The sequence below is a fragment of the Vibrio sp. 1-Bac 57 genome (assembly GCF_037546855.1).
Taxonomy (GTDB): Bacteria; Pseudomonadota; Gammaproteobacteria; order Enterobacterales; family Psychromonadaceae; genus Psychromonas.
This window is the reverse complement of sequence record NZ_JALAAC010000043.1, coordinates 1-17509: the sequence shown is the minus strand read 5'-3', so window position 1 is coordinate 17509 and position 17509 is coordinate 1. Positions and strand designations below refer to the sequence as shown.

Here is a 17509-nt window from a genome sequence, read left to right as displayed (position 1 = left end):
CACTTATCGCTAAATGAGGTTAATTACATATTGATGATGAAATTACGATAGTAGTTAAGGTAATTTACGACGGTTTCTACTAAGTCCAAAACCTACCAACCCCAATCCTAACAGAAGAAGTGTTTCAGGCTCAGGAACATCAGCTCCTGCGGAGTATTTTGTTAAGACTCGAATATAATCACCAGGGGTACTTGCTGTCCAATCAACGTTCACCGTTGAACCAATGAATGTTGCACTGTCATTATTTTCAAGACCACGTAGACTCGGATTAAGATATTGAACCGTATTATTCAATAAAAAGTCACTGCCACTTAAGTTCATCGAACTCGTAATGAGTGCAAGAATATCAGCATCAAAATTTACCAATCCAACTTGTGATTGGCTTTTATTAGGATCAAAGAATACATAGTGACTGGCAACCGTTGTGCCTGCTGATAACGTTCCAGCAACACCTCCTCCTATATCATCTACCGATAAGTTTGCAGTCAGAGTAATATTTTGACCTTCGTTAAATGCATAAAGATTATTATCATTGAAAGTATTATTACCAACAGTATTATTCGGATTGGACTGGTTAAAAGGAACAGTAAGCTCAACAAAATTTCCAACACCAGAAGTTACGTTACCACCAGTAATGATTGCTTGAGCGCCAGAAGCTAGACAGCAAAGAGCAGTAAACACAGTACAATTTTTAATTATATTTTTCATATTGACTCCATGTCATTATTGACGTTATGAATAAAATAAAATCGTTTTATATAAACGACCTTATCTTAGATAAAGCATTTAAGGTGCCAATAAAAAACACACATCAAATCAACATAATAAAATATAAACATATATCAAGTGTCAAGGCTATCGACAGTTACCTAGCGGCCAAGTACCTCGTTGGCAATAGTTACGAGTAGTTTTTTATGCTTAAAGACAAAAAACCTAAAGAATGTAATCATCCTGATGAATTAATAGCACAAGAAGGAATAAAAGCGTCTGTCGAATCAATGAAAGTGGATCGTGAACAAACTAAAGAGATTGTCATTCAAGCTTATGATTTACAGACTATAAAGAACTCACACTGTTTACCACGCAACTCTATAAATACGTCACATTATAAATACGTCACATACTTCAAAATGGAGTGATCATAGCGGCATTGAGTATTAGAGGTACATCTAAACACAGAAAAACAATGCTAATAAAGCCATCAATGAAAGAGCCTATTTAACTCAATAGGCTCTTTTTCTTCTTTAAGTAATAACTTCATACATTACGTTACTCACAATCATCAATAGCGAGCAGGAAAAAAAGCGCTAAACCTAACGCTTTGTAAGCCCTTTTTTATTCAAATATGGCAGGATATGTGGGCGTGACTCTTTCGATAATTGTCCAGTGACTTGCTCAGACCAAGTACTTTGCTTTTGGTTACTCGAACGGCTTGCATAATAATCATGTATCACCTGGTCATAATCTTTAATATCATCCATCTTCAGTGGCTGATATTGATTTTCGTGCATAATAACATGAGCAGGTAAACGGGGTTTAATTTCAGGGTCTTGTGCTGGGTAACCTAAACACATGCCAAATAATACCGATGTATTTTGAGGTAATTCAAGTAACTCATCCACCAATTGTATTTGATTACGTAATCCACCAATATATACACCACCTAATCCTAATGATTCAGCGGCTAATAATCAGTTTTGTGCCATGATGCCACTATCAACTGCACCAATAAGCGTAAGCTCAGTAAAGTCGGCTTGCACATCAGGATTAATCGCAGCATGGCGTTGATAGTCAATACAAAATACTAAGAATTCAGGTGCATTTTCAACGTAGGGTTGATTACCCGCATACTCCGCTAGCAATTTACGTTTACTTTTATCCGTCACCCTAATGATAGAGACAACCTGTAGCATACTCGAGGAAGAAGCGGCTAATCCAGCTTGAATAATACTGTCGAGTTGGTTTTTCTGTATAGGCTGTTGCGTATATTGACGAATCGAACGATGGTTTAACATCGTCTCAATAGTTTTGTTCATAAATCAGTAATCCTTGTCGCTATAATTGAAGTTATAAGATGCATATAAGATTGTAATATGAGGTTGTAATAAAAGATGCAATGTACTCTTAATGGCTCGAGTAAAACATTAAAATACAGATAATAGAATACCATTAAGTATCAAGACACTAACCGCCCATTAATAATTATTTTGCTGTAGGCAGCTTGAATGATTTACTTTATCATCTAGCATGAAATTTTTCGGCTTAATAATCGAGAAATAAAATGCTAAATTTACATAAATTGTATAAGCGATAAAAAATGATTCAAATAGTTATTCGATTTTTAGGCTTTCAAAGTAGCGTAGTTAATTCTGAAAAGACGGTGGCAACAATTGGTGGAATGTTAGCCATTTTTTGTTGTTTTTATACAACAATCTATTTTACTGGTGCCGCAGGTTCTGTGGCTATCTTACCCTCAATGGGTGCTGCAGCGGTATTGCTCTTTGCCGTCCCCCACGGTCAGCTTTCCACGCCTTGGGCTTTTTTAGCAGGAAACCTTTTCTCAGCGATTGTAGGTGTAACCTGTGCAAAATTTATAGACGCTACCTTTTTAGCTGCCTCATTAGCCGTCGCTTTATCTATTTTGGTCATGCATCTCACGCGAAGCTTACACCCTCCAGGTGGTGCAACAGCCTTAGCGGCTGTAATAGGAGGACCCGCCATACATGACTTAGGTTATTGGTATGTGATTACGCCAACATTAATTAATTGCGCTATATTGCTTTCCGTGGCAATGCTTTTTAATAATCTATTCCACTGGAGGCGTTACCCACAAAGCTTTATGCACTATCAAAGTGTGGGGTATCATCCAGATACTCGTCGTATCAAGATGCAGCATATCCATGAAGCAATAAGGCGTTCAGATCTGGTTATTGATGCAAGTGATGAAAAAATAAAGCATATTGTTGATTTAGCCGACGCTATTTATCACGAAGAATTAATCACGCAGTTTGTGCTCCAACTCGGTGCTTTCTATACAAATAGCAAACCAGGAAGACAGTGGTCTGTACGTCAAGTCATCGACCAACGTGAACATGCAAATCCTTCTCTGCATCTAGTCATATATCGCATTGCAGATGGTGAAAGAAAAGGCTCGACAGATAGTTGCACTTTACAAGAATTTGCAGAGTGGGCGAATGAAAAAATGCGACCTAAACAAAAAATACTCTCAAAGAATGTTTGAGAGCTATAGAACACAATAACACTTACCTACTAATTCCTTGTGAAGAGTAATATTTCAATAGTAGCTTTTGGCAGTACTGCTTTAGAAAATAGTACATTTAATAAAGGTAGCATTTAGAATTTTTGTATAAATGCTACTCAGACTTACACCACCAATGCGAGAAATGTTTAAATTTCTGCAACTACTTTATTTTACCGGCGCTTCTTTCTAAGGTGAGATTAATACGTATAAACATGCCTTTAATCGCGTCTATTTGAGCAGAATCATGCCCTTCAGCAACAAGCTCTTGGTGCAATAAATCAGAAGTTTGTTTAAAATCGTCATTACACTTGCCTTGGCTCGCTAATAAAAAAGCATCTGCTAGTTTGTATTGCCATTTTTTTAAATACTTTAAATTTTTGCCTTCCAACCTTTCGTCCACTAAGTTTTTGCTGACTGATTTTTTGCCCACTAAGTTTTCACATATTGATTGCACTCGAACCATTGCATGACCTAAATTAAGCCCAGTTAAAGCAAGATCGGTAATAGCACGAGAATGAGATCCTTGATCGTAATTAATTAACCTTAACAATCTATCTGACATTCGACGGTTGTACCATATGGCTGGCATTTTCTGATTATCTATCTCCATTAAATCTTTATGCGTCGCTTTAAAAACTCGGCTAACTAATAACTGAATGCTCGGCCCTGTAAATAAGTGAAAAATCCAAAACAAAATACTAACACCAGCAAAAATAGCCATCGCAGCACTTAATGTATAATCGATTGTAAAAGCTAAGCTCATGTCAGTGCTGGGGCGAACTAAAATTGAAAATGGAATGCAAAACCCTAAACCGTAAGGTAGTGTTTCGCGATCAGCGATTAGCAAAAGCCCTAAAAAGTAGGGTCCAGCTAACACCAATAATAATATTTCTAACTGCCCACCGCTCTGCGCGAGTAAATTAAGAGCGTAAAAGATAGTGACCACAGAAGCGGCAACTACCCCAACTAACAAGCGTTTTATAACCACACGTAAAATAGCCAAAGGTATTCGCGCTAACATAATAGAAAATATGACGGGTAAAATCATGATCATCAATGCCGCCGATGAACCTGTACTTATCCAAATACATGCACCAATCACAAATACTAATGAAGTTCTAAAACCAACAATAATTCCTGCTAACGGATCTCTATAAGTCAACATACTTGGCGCATTCAACAATGTTTTATCACGTTCTTGTAAGGCTTTATAGGCACGCAATAAAATGGTTAAATCCCCAGTGATATCTAAGGCGACATTAAACATGTGTGACTCAAAAGGGGCTTCAAAGGCATTATTTACTCGCCATTCTGTCAGTTCCCTACGAAAGGCTTTAACCTCCTCAGCACAAAACGCATAGTTGTCAGATGCAGCAATATTAGCTAGCACCTGTTTTAATCGGTTAAACAATTGTGCTAAATCAGCAGTGATGAGATCAGAGTGATTACGTTGCAAACGACCAAATATTTGAATTAAAGCCAGTAACGACAATACTTTTTGCGCAAGTTGATTTGCGGCTCTTGAGCGCCCTGGACCTTTTGGCCCTTCGTAACGCACAGCACTTGAATCATCATTGATAACCCCTAAGGTAACCATTACGCCATCTATTTGTGTATGGCGTTTTTCATGTGTTCCTTTAGTGTCTAGCTCAGACACTAAATAATCTAAGGTTTGGTTGATCACCGATCTAGCTTGAATTTGTAACGAGTTTTTTATTTTTACTGGCCAGAATAGATGGCTGACAATCCCAGCACAAATAGACCCGATGATAATCTCACTCATGCGCGCTTGTGCTATTTCAAATATACCTGCACTACTAACAGTTGTAGGACTCACCATCACTAGAAGAACAATAATTTCCGCAGTCACAGCAGCCATTGCAAAGGCATAAACAAAGTTTGCTTGTCGTACCATAGCGGATAAAGCAGAATTTAAGCCTAACCAAATGGCCAATACACCTAATGCTAAATAAGGATATGACATCAACTGGCTTAATAATAATATGCCAAATAAACCACCGATAATGGTGCCTACTATTTGGCAAAGCGCTTTTTCAATCACCAGACCACTTTCTGGGCGCAACTGTAAAAAAATAGCAGAAACTAATGCCCAATACGGACGGTCAAGGTTCAGCGCCATTGCAATCGATAATGCCATCGACATCGCAATCACACCTTTTATCGCAAAAATAACGGCCTGTTTTTTAGGAAAAAACAAATTACGTAGCACCACGCCCAAGTTATTCCCCTTAGTCTGTCGTGAGATGAATAGTCACTGTCATACCGGCACTCAGCTGAATATCTTTTGGTAATGTGTCTAATTGAATATCAATGGGAATACGTTGTGACAAACGTACCCAATTAAACGTTTGTTGAACTTGCGGTAAAAGTTGGCTGTTACTTTGTGTATTGGTATTAGCAATCGCTTTGCCCACACTCACAACATGACCAGTTAGTTTTTTGCCACCACTGAGCAATGCTATTTGGGCTTCTTGATTTTCATAGATAAGCGGCACTTTAGTTTCTTCAAAATAACCTGTCACATAAAATGAATCAGATTTTACTATCGCAAAAACAGATACTCCCTGTCCGATATAATTTCCCTGACGTAAATTTAAATTAATGACTTGGCCTGATACTGGAGCAACAACTTCTGTTCTATCAACGTTTAATTGCGCTAAAGCTTGCTCTGTTTTAGCCAGGTCATAATTCGCTTTGGCAATATTTTTATTAATACGCGTTAGCTCTAATCCTTCTTCACTGATTGCTTTTTGATTGTTTAATGCTTCGCGGCGGTTGTATTTATGCTTAGCTAGCTCCCACGCTAACAATGCACCTTCGGTGTTCGCTTTGCTTTTTTCTAAAGCAGCTTGGTAACGTTTGTTATCAACACTAAACAGTAATTGGCCTTTTTTAACTAATTGACCATCTTTAACATTGAGTGTTGTTACCCACCCTGAAACATCAGCTGCGACGGTAACAATATCAGCTCGAACACGTCCATCGCGAGTCCAAGGTGTATGCATATAATCAGTCCAAACCCAACGCCCTGCAAATACCGCCATGATCACAACAACAAGGGTAAAAAGAATACGTAGATATTTTGTCATAATGTTTATCTTCCACTCAGTAAATATACAGTTAAGGCGAAATAGCATACAAAAAGAGATACTTCAAACCAGGCGACTTTCCAAATACGATCGTGCCAATCTAGACGATGTAAAACAAAACGAGTTAATGCAGATAAGATAAAAGCAATCGGAATATAGATAACCAAAGGGCTAAACTCCATTCCACCTAACACTACAGTTTGAAGCATAAATAAATACCCTATTATCACATTGATTAAGTATTAAATTGGTTAAGTACTAAATTGGTTAAGTATTAAATTGGTTAAGTATTACATTGATTAAAAAGACTATCGTAAAAATGAAGACCTGAATAGTTTATTAGCAAGACAGTTTAAAAACATCACTCCTTGATTCGCACAAAGTTTGATAAAACCCTCCCCCAAATGAAATTGTTCGTTACCAACAATTTAAATCAAGTTTACTAATAAATAGCTCCATTTAAAAATCTATAAATACGTTTTAGTTTTAAATAGATACCCGTTTAAAGTACTGCTTTTTCATACAAATACTACCTTTAAATCTTTGATCTGTATAAATAAACAACGTATTTTTTATTTATAAAAAAAATTGAAATTTAAACGTATATTCAGTGGTCTGTTGGTGACGGCCTTTACTTTTTCTTTTTGTGTGTAAAACCGTTTTCGTTTATTAAGGGGCTATAGGCCCAGTTATAAACTCAGTTATAAACTTCTTAGATTCAAATAAGAAGTGCATAACTTTAACAATTTAACTTTACAGGTATTTTATAATGATTCGCTTTAAAAATTTTATGATTGGCTTACTAATATCAATGAGCTTAACGTCAACTTTTGCATACTCTCAAGATTCAGTCTCAAATCAACCAATAAAACCAAAGGTCATTTTCTTTGATGTTAACGAAACGCTCCTAGACTTAGGTAATGTAGGTAAATCAGTTTCTAAAGCCTTAGGTGGACGAGATGAACTAGTCCCTTATTGGTTTACTACCATGCTACATTACTCTTTAGTTGGCAATGTGACAGGTGAATATAATAGTTTTGCTGAAATAGGCATCGCATCATTAGAAATGATTGCAAACCAACAAAATATTAAACTAACACCTGAACAAGCGCGTACAGCTGTACTAACCCCCTTTAGAGACCTAGCACCGCATAAGGATGTAGTTGAGGGCTTGAAAAAGATACGTGCTCTGGGTTATACAATGATCACATTAACCAACTCCTCTGATGCAGGCATTGCAGCTCAACTTAAAAACTCAAATCTAGCACAATATTTTGATGGGTCATTAACCGTTCAAAACTTAAAAACCTTTAAACCGGATTTAAAAGTGTATGACTGGGCACAAAAAGAAATGAAAGTTGCACCTGAAGATGCGATGTTAATAGCCGCACACGCATGGGATTTAGCAGGAGCAGATAAAGCAGGTTGGAAAACCGCATTTATTATGCGTCCAGGTAAAGCGCTCTACCCTCTTGCAGCGAAGCCAGATTTGATTGGCCGAGATCTTATTGAGATAGCAAACCAGTTAGAGGCAAATGCTAAGTAGGCTTTGTATTTAACCTTTAACCTTTAACCTTTAACCTTTAACCTTTAACGAGTATTGGTTAGGTTTTGCTATATTTAATACTTTTATAAACACAAAAGGCAGCCGAAGCTGCCTTTTTTATATCACTTTTTAAAAGTCATAAATTATTTCATGAATTTTTTAAATGGTGCATCAACTGGAGTATCTGCAAGGTGGTTTGTGTAGTTACTCATTACTTTTTGAGATAAACCAACAATAATTTCCAGTAGTTGCTGCTTGCCATAACCTGCAGCAAAGAATTTCTCGATTTGCTCATCACTAATAACACCGCGGTCACGCGCCATTGCCAATGTAGTTTCACGTAGCGTTTCTAACTTAGGATTAGCAAGCTCTGTTTTGTTCACAAGCGCATCAACAATATCTTGGTCTACTTTCATTGAAGCCGCAATTGCACTGTGTGCCGGAACGCAGTAGTGACATTCGTGCTCAACGTTAATTGATTGCCATACCACTGTTAACTCTTCAGCGTTAAACGATGTTTTTTGGAATAGGTCATGCAGTACTTGATAGCCCTTTAGTAAAGTTGGTGCTTCAGCCATTACTGCGTGTAAGTTAGGTAGCATGCCAAATGCGGCTACTGAATCAGCCATTAAAGGTTTTGATTCTTCAGGTGCGTTCTCTGCTGTGTATAAAGTAAATTCTGTCATGTTTAGCTCCAATAAATAATGGGTTTTAAGTAACTTCAGGACACATACTAGTTGATTTTGAGCGATTGCTCAAGTTAAAATTGAGCAAGTGTTCAAATAAATTGAGAAATAACATGGCTAACAAAATAAAATTTGAGCGAGAGTCGGTTGTGCGCCTTGCAAGTCAGCTCTTTTGGCAAAAAGGTTTTCATGCAACCTCAACCCGTGACTTACAAGAAGCTATTAACATGAGACCGGGCAGCATTTACTCTGCATTTGGATCTAAAGAAGGGCTATACAACGAATCATTAAAAGATTACACCTTACAAATGAAAGCCCAAATAGAAAGCTTTTTATCAAACGCGGATAGCGTATTAGAAGGTTTACATGCCTTTGTGGAACATGTGATCATTGAAACAAAAGATTGCAGCCCCAGTGCTATCTGTATGTTGGTTAAAGCAAACAGTGAATTTGCCGAAAATGATGCTAATTTATATGAGTTAAGTTTAAATCAAGCAGCTGAATTTGAAGTTTATTTAACACAATTATTTGAGCAAGCAATAAATAATGGTGAATTAAATAGTTCGCTGACTGCTCTTGAATATGCACGTTTTTTTCAAGTGCAATTTACCGGTTTACGCGGTTACTTTAACCGCCCCGACGTAACACAACTAGCTCAACCAATGATCGAGCAAATGTTTTTGCTGATCAAAAAGCTATAAAATCAGATTAACAATCACACTCAATCAGCTATCTGTTCAAGCCCTGAGCAGAGAAAAAGCACACGATTAAAGGAACTTTGATGATAAATATTAGTCAAGGTTGTTGGGCGGTAAGAACCGGTTCAATCAGAACAAGGTCAATCAAGTTTTCTGCGTAAAACACTGCCCCCTTTTTTAGAAATTAACAGGTTAACGTCTCTGTAATAACGTGATTGCCAGTTATTATTCTTTTTTTATTTTTTGTCCTAATAAGGCCTTGCTGTGCTTCATAAATACATGTCTATTCATAAAAGTAATCTATGGACTGCATTATTAATATTAATAATGATCGCTGTCGGTATTCTCATCTACTTAGATTCTATCGTTAATTCGACTTTTAAAGATAAACAGTGGTCAGTTGCATCAACTGTTTACGCGCGACCTTTAGAAATATACGAAGGATTGCCACTCTCATTGACTGATTTACGTGAAGAAATGACCATGCTCGGATATCACTTTGTGAGCAACGTTAATAATCCCGGTGAGGCATTAATTGAACAAAATAAAGTAACCATTTTCATCCCTCAATTTCAGTTCAGTGACGAATTAGCCACAGCACAAAAAATAAAAATCACCCTAAATAATGGCTTTGTATCAAAGCTAGAAAGTAAAAATAATAAAGCGTTAGTGCGTTTACAGCCCTTGGTGATAGGCGGTATTTATCCTTCCCACAATGAGGATAGATTATTAGTTCAACTTGCTGAAACGCCAGTTTCTTTACAAGCAATGCTGGTTGCTGTTGAAGATAAGAACTTTTACGGCCATTTTGGTATTTCGCTACGCGGTATCGGGCGAGCAATGGTTACCAATATTAAAGATGGTGGCTTCTCACAGGGAGCGTCGACACTGACACAGCAATTGATTAAAAATTATTACCTCACGCCGGAGCGAACATTAATTCGTAAAGCGCAGGAAGCGTTGATGGCGGTGCTATTGGAGTTACATGCAAGCAAAGCTGATATTTTAGAAGGATACATGAATGAAATATACCTTGGTCAAGATGGACCACGGGCTATTCATGGCTTTGGTTTAGCAAGTCAGTATTATTTCAAAAAAAATATTATGGACTTATCGCTGTCGCAACAAGCACTGTTAGTTGCACTAGTGCGCGGTGCCAGTTATTACAATCCATGGCGTAACCCTGAACGTGCATTAAAACGCCGCAATTTAGTATTAGATATTGCAGTCAGAGAAAAACAACTTGATGCAGACCTTGCTGAATTAGCTAAGCAAGAACCACTAAAAGTGGGTGAGCGCAGCGTTAGCAGTGGTAAACGTTATCCTGCTTATTTAGACCTTGTGCGCAGGCAATTACAAAATGATTACAAAGCTGAAGACTTAAGCTCCGATGGCCTGTCTATTTTTACCCATTTTAATCCGTTAATTCAACAAACTGCTGAGACTAGCTTGGTTAAAATGATGGCTAGTAATAAAAAATCTGAGCCTAATGCGAATTTGCAGGGAGCGATAATTGTTACGCAACCGAATACAGGCGCAGTAACGGCTATTGTTGGCGGTAGCGACACGCGATATGCGGGATTTAACCGCGCAATTGATGCCCGTCGACAAATCGGCTCGTTAATGAAACCCGCCGTATATTTAACAGCCTTAGAAAAAAGTGAACAATATACGTTAGCGACTTTAATAAGCGATGCAGCCTACGAAAAAAAATTAGATAACGGCGATACTTGGGCCCCTAAAAACTACGATTTACAAGATCATGGCGATGTACTTTTATATAGAGCATTAGCACGTTCATACAATCAGGCAACGGCGCGTTTAGGTAATGACTTAGGCTTAGATAATATCTTATCAACAGTAAAACGACTTGGCGTTGATAGTGACATTCCAGCACTCCCTGCGATCACTTTAGGCGCAGCGGAATTGAGTCCGCTTGAAGTAGCTCAAATGTATCAAACCATTTCCTCAGGTGGATTTTATACACCGTTATTGGCGATCCGCTCCGTTGTCGATCCGCGCGGAGAAGTACTAACAAGTTATCCTATTGATATTGAAAAACGCTTTAGTTCTAGTTCGATTTATACGTTACGCCATGCTTTACAAGCTGTTACGTACGAAGGTTCAGCTAAAGCATTACAATGGTTATTACCTGATTTTGCTGTTGCAGGAAAAACCGGAACAACCAATGATTTGCGAGACAGTTGGTTTGCAGGTTTTTCAGATGATATGCAAGCGGTTGTTTGGCTTGGTCGTGATGATAATAAAACAACAGGATTGACCGGTTCAAGCGGTGCACTTCGAGTCTGGGCTGATATTTTTAAAGCGCGAGCTCAGCAACCTTTGCAGAACTTTCCACCAAAAAACATCACCCTAAGTTGGGTTGACAGCGAATCAGGCATCGGTAGCCAAGATCGCTGTGATAATACAATACAATTGCCTTTTGTGAGCGGTACTGAGCCAAAGGAAGAAATACGTTGCGGTACAACTGATAAAGTCATCGATTGGTTCCGTAATTTAACCAACTAAACCAACTAAAGAGATCATCATAATGAATCATTATAAAATTGCTGTTGTTTGTTTATCTAGTTTTTTATGGGCCTGTAGTACAAAACCTGTTACATCGCCAACGACTGAGCCCACCACTCCAAGTTCAGTTAGCACGCCAACTGACGATATTGATAATACAGTGAAGGGAAGCGCTGCCTTAGACTCATTATTTAGTCTTGCTGAGCAGCAAGAAAGCAAGGGTAACTTGCGCGGTGCAACGGGGATTTTAGAACGTGCGATCAGGATATCTCCACGTAATCCTGAAATCTATTTACGCCTAGCAGAGTTGAATTACCGCCAAGGTAAAAATGCACAGGCACAGTCTTTTGCTGAGAAAGCACTTAGTTTAAATCCGAATAAAGCAATAACGGGTCAAGCTGAATTATTACTAAAAAAGCTGTATTAGAAATTTTAATTAGGAAACTGCATTAGAAAAGCTTCCCTTCAAAGAACAGGTTAACCGCTTCATTAAGTAAAGTTTTTATTGAGGGGAATTGCAGTGTATCAATCAATACAATTTATCGGGTCAACACTTTCTCATCGGTATTAATAAAGTTGATTGAGGCTAGAAGCTTTAAAAGGTCATCGGGATGTTGATGACCTTTCATTTAATCTTTATTTAGCTAAAAATCCAACTTTTGATTTTTTAGCTATTTTTAATGTTCTTTTTTCTTTTGCAGTCAAAATCGGTTTTTTCTTACCGTCTTTTTTGCTGTCTTGGCCTTTACTCACGATGCTTTCCTTTATTAAGATAAACAACTAATAACCCTATGACTAACGTTACACTATGACTTTAAATGATCTGGTAACAGCGAGATTATGTTCCTAAGAATTAATAATAGATAGCAATATTTATCGTAAAATTGAAAATAATTTAATCCCAATTTAGAGCATAAATTCAGGTGATAAAAAGTAGAATTAAAAGGATGAGTAGCAAAGACTTAGTGCCTAAAGTAGCCTAGATTGAATCATAATAATTCAGCACAGAATAGTGTAAAAGGTACTACTTAAAAGCTACAGAGCCCTGCTTTTTCAAATAAGCTTGCACCAAGTAAGATAACCTGTTTCCGCACAAAGTTTACAACCCTTGGCACTTTTTCAAATATTATTTTTGTTTAAAATGATTTTTTACATTTACTATATGATTTTTATAGGTTTGCATTTACCCTAATAATATATTTATCGTTGCTATTGATAAGCAATTACTCGAGCGACAAAGTTTTTAAGGAAGGTTAAATTGGATAATACAACCGATAGAGTTATTACCATTCACCCTAATTCAAAACGTTATACGCATACATTTATATGGCTTGGATGTATCTCGCTATTTGTTTTTTGGATTTTGAGCTTATTCCTTTGGCAAATCTTTAAAATTCAATTAATTTTCCTCATATCAGCTACGTTAGTGCTTATTTTAATAGGTGTACTTAAGTATTTAGAGCCCGGAACCAGCCTTTTTATCACCCCAAAAACGATTAGATATTGTCATCGCCATGGTCAGTGGGCACTACCATGGCAAGATATTATACGTTTTGGTGAACTTAAAGCAGATGTCCAAGGTGAGCATATACAATTACCCTATGTCGGCATCAAACTAAATAATTTAGACCATATAGCTAAAAGCATATCACCAAGATTAGCGAACAAATTAATTCACGAACAACAAGAATTGCTCATTTTAGCGATCGCTAATAAAGAAGTTGATTTTGAAGGTAGTCTGATTAATTTTGAGCCCTATACGTTAAATGAAATTATATATAAAGGCCCAATCGCAGCATGGTTACATCGTAGTGAACAACTCGCCAAGGCATATGGTTATCACCTCTTTTTACCCGAAAGCAGTCTAGATAGAAATTTAAACAGTTTTTTAAAATTATTAAAAAAATGCCATGATTACACCATTGTAAATGGGCCTAATTAGGCTGATGCCAGCCAGTTAAAACCCCTCATTTTTTTGCTTATTTTTTCTGCACTCCTTTGGCTTAGCCTTAACTACCCTAGAAAAATTCCTTTCTCACCGTTGCAGTAATACAAGTGTACCGAGATCTTTAGGCCATATATTTAGCTGTTGGGCATCCATAAACGATAAGGAATCCTTTTATTTTAATGATAAGAATTCATACCAGTTCACCCTTATTATTAACTGTTTTACCCTTAATTACTTCATTTTTATGTGACTTAAAGGCGATAGTTTGTTTTTTAAAAAAGAGATTTTTGCTGAACACTTGAATATCTCATTTTTTGCCTATATGGTGGATTTTTAGTCATTTATAAGTTACTGGCTTGATTGTAGTTATTAATTTATGTTGCTTGTTAATTCATGTGACTTATTAGTTTTAATTACCCTTTAAGAGACCAACAAAAATCCACCTATATTTATGACCAGTTCAATTAGCTACAACATATAATCAGTTAAAGAGTTCAATCAGCTAAAAAATTTAATGCTAGATTTAACAACAATTATTTCAATGATCATTTAGTAATAATACAAGGAATCAGTAATGCGACTAACCAAGATTGGTACTAAATTATTTATCTTAATTGGAATATTTACACTTAGTGCTTGTGCGACTCGAGAACAAGTAGCATTAGATGATGCCTTGTTAACTCAGTATGCATCCACTGGCAATTTACCAATAAAATCCGCCACGGTGCTCACCGATAATGATCAGGCCTTTGCCAGTAAACTGGCTTTGATAAATGCAGCTAACACCCACATTGATCTTGCTTATTATATTTTTTCTGACGACCACACCTCTTCCGTATTAGCCCAAGCTCTTATAAACGCTGCAAAACGAGGCGTAAAAGTCAGGTTATTATTAGATTACCTCAGCACCTACAAAGATTTAGACCGCCTCAGTTATTTGCAACAAGCAGGAGGCGGCAACATTCAAGTTAGGCTGTACGGAAGACCTAGTCAAAATATCGTTAAAGATGCAGTCTATTTAACCTTAGGCTGTGGTCAATCAAGCAAAGCAGACGCCGTTTGTAATCAAGACAAGTATGCTGAAATTGAACAACTCTTTGATAATGAAAAAATCAATAATCGCTTAGCTTCAGACATTGGTATTTCTAATTTATCGACTCCTATGTCTGCTATTTTCCTGTCTGGCTTATATGCCAAAAACCCCGAGTTAATGGCTTTTTCCCTTGAACATGGCCAATCAATAGATGTAGCTGCATTATCCGCTTCAACGGATGCTGACAGTGCGGATACCCAAGCTCAGTTAAAAAAATTAGGTAAATTATATTATCAAGCTAATTACCAAGGTGGGTTAGCATCGTTAACAGCAAAAATAAAATTAGCAACAGCTACATTAGTATTAGGCGATCAAATTAACCCTGTATTAAATTCCGTTAATAGCTTTTTACCGACCAATCGAGAAAACAATTCCATTGCCCGCAGAGATTGGGATTATCTCACTGAATTTTTACATCATAAATTACTCTTAGTTGATCAACAGACCATGCAATTAGGCGGTCGTAATGTTGAAAACTCTTATCATATGAACCCGAGCCCCTTAGCCAGTAAATACATTTTTATGGATACCGATGTACGATTAGAATTTAATGCGCCTGCTCCACAAGTAACCTCTACTTTTGACCGACTCTGGAACTTTACTGCAATGGTAGCCTCGCTTGATGAAATCCGCGAACATGCTCCCAATGACTTTTTAATGAATTTGGATATTTACAAACAATCAGAAAAATTTTGTACTAACCAAAGTACCAACAATCCAACTTGTGTTGACCAATATTATCAACAACACTTTGTTAGTTTAGATCAGCGTTTAATAAAAGTTGAGCAATCGATGACTGAAATGATTGCCAATTATAACAACAACTATCTTCCATCGACCAAGGGAGTCAGCCAATCTTTTGCTTTAGATGATTCAGCTCAAGTTTACTACTTAGAAAACCTGCCCTTCTTTGAAAGTAAAAGAGGTTATGGGTCTATTGATGGCAAAGAAGCTGATTATGGAAAAGCGATTCACGCAACTTGGCTAGCGTCCTTGAAAAAGACCTGTGAACAGGCAACTGCAAATGACCCACAGCAAGTTATCATCCACAATGCTTACTTCTTTATGCCCGGCAACCTACTCGCCGCGCTAGGTGCGATGGTTGACGGCAGTTGGGACTGTACACATGTAAGCTTGCAAATCATCACCAACTCTATTGAAACCACCGATTTAAATGTAGTAAATCTACTCGCAATGTGGCAAATGAAAGCATTTGAAGACTATAGAGCGGAACAAACGGCAACAACAGCAGCAACGTTTAACTACAGTGAATATCAACAAGCGAATGAGAACGACACCAGCACCTTATCTTTACACTCAAAAGTTATGCTGTTTGGCGATGATTTATTTATTGGTTCAGCAAACGCGGATGTTCGTAGTTACATGCTGGACACCAATAATGGGTTAATGATCATCAATGCACCCAACTTTGTGAACCAGTATAAACAATGGCTAGCGGCTGAGATTGATGCGAGACCAAGCATCGCCGAAAGAACCCAACAAATAGGCATTTCCCAACAAAAACTTAAAGTTAAAATGAATCATGTAATGGATTTATTACTAGCTAAATACGACAAAAATAATCGAATTGATCATCAACAAGCTGAAAATTTTAAAGAAAAAGTTCAAGGCGTTACACAGCGTATTTATAATTTATCAACTAAGATTTTAAATGGTGATAACAAAACCCAAAACGAATTTAATAGTTTGTTTAAAACCATTTAATACTTTAATGCAGTTGATTACATCGTCAACTCGCCTTTACGTTTTAATTACTCTTTTGTTTTTATAACAGAGAAATAAAAAGCGTATGAAATACAGTTATTTTATACGCTTTTTAAAAAATTATATTTAACCTATTTATATTTAACGGATAGTTTTGGCCACTTTACCAATACTCAAACCTTGAATTAAAATAGAAAACACCACAACCGCATAAGTTAGCGCCAATAAAATATCGCGCTCTGTCCTATCAGGTGCTAGTAAACAGTAAACTTAGACATCCATTCATTTAAAATTTACAAATAACATTGCTCATTAATGGCAATAAATTGAATCGCTAACAAAAAGATACTGGTTGATAATAAAAAATTATAATTAATCGAAATTGAAGTAAATAATAGCTTTTTCAGATATGACTGATTTTAACGGCCGCTAATTAGTGTATTTGTTATTTTTTTAATAGAAAAATAGACTAGTTAATGCAGCCGTAATTGGTTTTTACTGGCTATCCAACGCTTGCCAGTATTACCAGCATAAGCTGCTAACGCTTCTAAAGAGCCCACCGCACCGTGATAATCTTTTCCAAAACTACTTGCTAGTGATAACCAAGTATCATTATCTAAACCAAGTGTGGAGAGTATTCTTGGACGTTTGATTGAAATCGCACCGCGTTTATCTTCTCTAATGATACGACCACTCCAATCCACTAACTCAATATAATCTAATAATGAAAATGGAATACCTTGAGTTGATTGTTCATTTTCGTCACCTACGAAACCAAATAAAAGTTTTTTAGTAAAAGCGTATTCTAGTCGCTTTTCTTGTTGCTGGGCGACACCATGAATGCGCTCATAAGCAGAGGTATATTCTGATGTTTCAACGCTAGCAGCCATTTTGGCGCGAATTGGATTTAGG

Annotated in this window: 13 protein-coding genes and 2 pseudogenes; 8 read left to right on the top strand and 7 right to left on the bottom strand. The window is 37.0% G+C overall.

What is annotated here, in order from left to right; genetic code table 11:
* Nucleotides 1–54 precede the first annotated feature (54 nt).
* Complete coding sequence (locus tag MT391_RS18590) at nt 55–708, bottom strand: PEP-CTERM sorting domain-containing protein (RefSeq protein WP_499499469.1); 654 nt, start codon at nt 706–708, stop codon at nt 55–57.
* Between the two features lie 206 nt (nt 709–914).
* On the opposite strand from MT391_RS18590, the gene MT391_RS18585 reads away from it, so the two are divergent.
* Nucleotides 915–1139, top strand: a complete 225-nt coding sequence (locus tag MT391_RS18585; RefSeq protein ID WP_499499467.1) for a hypothetical protein — start codon at nt 915–917, stop codon at nt 1137–1139.
* A gap of 174 nt (nt 1140–1313) precedes the next feature.
* Here MT391_RS18585 and nfsA read toward each other — a convergent pair.
* Nucleotides 1314–2036, bottom strand: a pseudogene (nfsA, locus tag MT391_RS18580) (oxygen-insensitive NADPH nitroreductase).
* A 281-nt stretch (nt 2037–2317) separates the two neighbouring features.
* On the opposite strand from nfsA, the gene MT391_RS18575 reads away from it, so the two are divergent.
* Nucleotides 2318–3241, top strand: coding sequence for an HPP family protein (locus tag MT391_RS18575; RefSeq protein ID WP_499499466.1), 924 nt, complete (start codon nt 2318–2320; stop codon nt 3239–3241).
* A 181-nt stretch (nt 3242–3422) separates the two neighbouring features.
* Here the strand turns inward: MT391_RS18575 and MT391_RS18570 are convergent, their stop codons facing one another.
* The 3 genes from MT391_RS18570 to MT391_RS18560 are packed head-to-tail and all read right to left on the bottom strand — an operon-like array spanning nt 3423 to nt 6581.
* Nucleotides 3423–5495, bottom strand: coding sequence for an FUSC family protein (locus MT391_RS18570; RefSeq protein WP_499499480.1), 2073 nt, complete (start codon nt 5493–5495; stop codon nt 3423–3425).
* Nucleotides 5496–5511: 16 nt separating this feature from the next.
* Complete coding sequence (locus MT391_RS18565; RefSeq protein WP_499499464.1) at nt 5512–6372, bottom strand: efflux RND transporter periplasmic adaptor subunit; 861 nt, start codon at nt 6370–6372, stop codon at nt 5512–5514.
* 5 nt (nt 6373–6377) lie between these two features.
* On the bottom strand, nt 6378–6581 hold the full coding sequence (locus tag MT391_RS18560; protein WP_166372209.1) for a DUF1656 domain-containing protein: 204 nt from the start codon (nt 6579–6581) through the stop codon (nt 6378–6380).
* 560 nt (nt 6582–7141) lie between these two features.
* Between MT391_RS18560 and MT391_RS18555 the strand changes: the two genes are divergently transcribed.
* Nucleotides 7142–7918 carry a haloacid dehalogenase type II gene (locus MT391_RS18555; RefSeq protein ID WP_205963072.1) on the top strand — a complete coding sequence of 259 codons (777 nt, stop codon included), beginning with the start codon at nt 7142–7144 and terminating at the stop codon, nt 7916–7918.
* Between the two features lie 143 nt (nt 7919–8061).
* On the opposite strand, the gene MT391_RS18550 is transcribed toward MT391_RS18555, so the two are convergent.
* Entirely contained in the window at nt 8062–8604 is a 543-nt protein-coding gene (locus MT391_RS18550; RefSeq protein WP_166372208.1) for a carboxymuconolactone decarboxylase family protein, read from the bottom strand.
* Between the two features lie 113 nt (nt 8605–8717).
* Between MT391_RS18550 and MT391_RS18545 the strand changes: the two genes are divergently transcribed.
* The 5 genes from MT391_RS18545 (at nt 8718) to MT391_RS18525 (ending at nt 16597) form a co-directional block, all read left to right on the top strand.
* Nucleotides 8718–9305, top strand: a complete 588-nt coding sequence (locus MT391_RS18545; protein WP_499499462.1) for a TetR/AcrR family transcriptional regulator — start codon at nt 8718–8720, stop codon at nt 9303–9305.
* A gap of 261 nt (nt 9306–9566) precedes the next feature.
* Nucleotides 9567–11831, top strand: a complete 2265-nt coding sequence (gene mrcB / locus MT391_RS18540; RefSeq protein ID WP_499499460.1) for a penicillin-binding protein 1B — start codon at nt 9567–9569, stop codon at nt 11829–11831.
* A gap of 22 nt (nt 11832–11853) precedes the next feature.
* The gene (locus MT391_RS18535; RefSeq protein WP_166372204.1) at nt 11854–12258 is read left to right on the top strand and encodes a tetratricopeptide repeat protein; all 405 of its coding nucleotides are present in this window, start codon (nt 11854–11856) and stop codon (nt 12256–12258) included.
* An 831-nt stretch (nt 12259–13089) separates the two neighbouring features.
* Nucleotides 13090–13773, top strand: coding sequence for a DUF2982 domain-containing protein (locus tag MT391_RS18530; RefSeq protein WP_299665815.1), 684 nt, complete (start codon nt 13090–13092; stop codon nt 13771–13773).
* Nucleotides 13774–14353: 580 nt separating this feature from the next.
* Nucleotides 14354–16597, top strand: coding sequence for a phospholipase D-like domain-containing protein (locus MT391_RS18525; protein WP_499499458.1), 2244 nt, complete (start codon nt 14354–14356; stop codon nt 16595–16597).
* A 473-nt stretch (nt 16598–17070) separates the two neighbouring features.
* On the opposite strand, the pseudogene MT391_RS18520 reads toward MT391_RS18525, so the two are convergent.
* Nucleotides 17071–17509, bottom strand: a pseudogene (locus tag MT391_RS18520) (hypothetical protein); the annotation flags it as partial.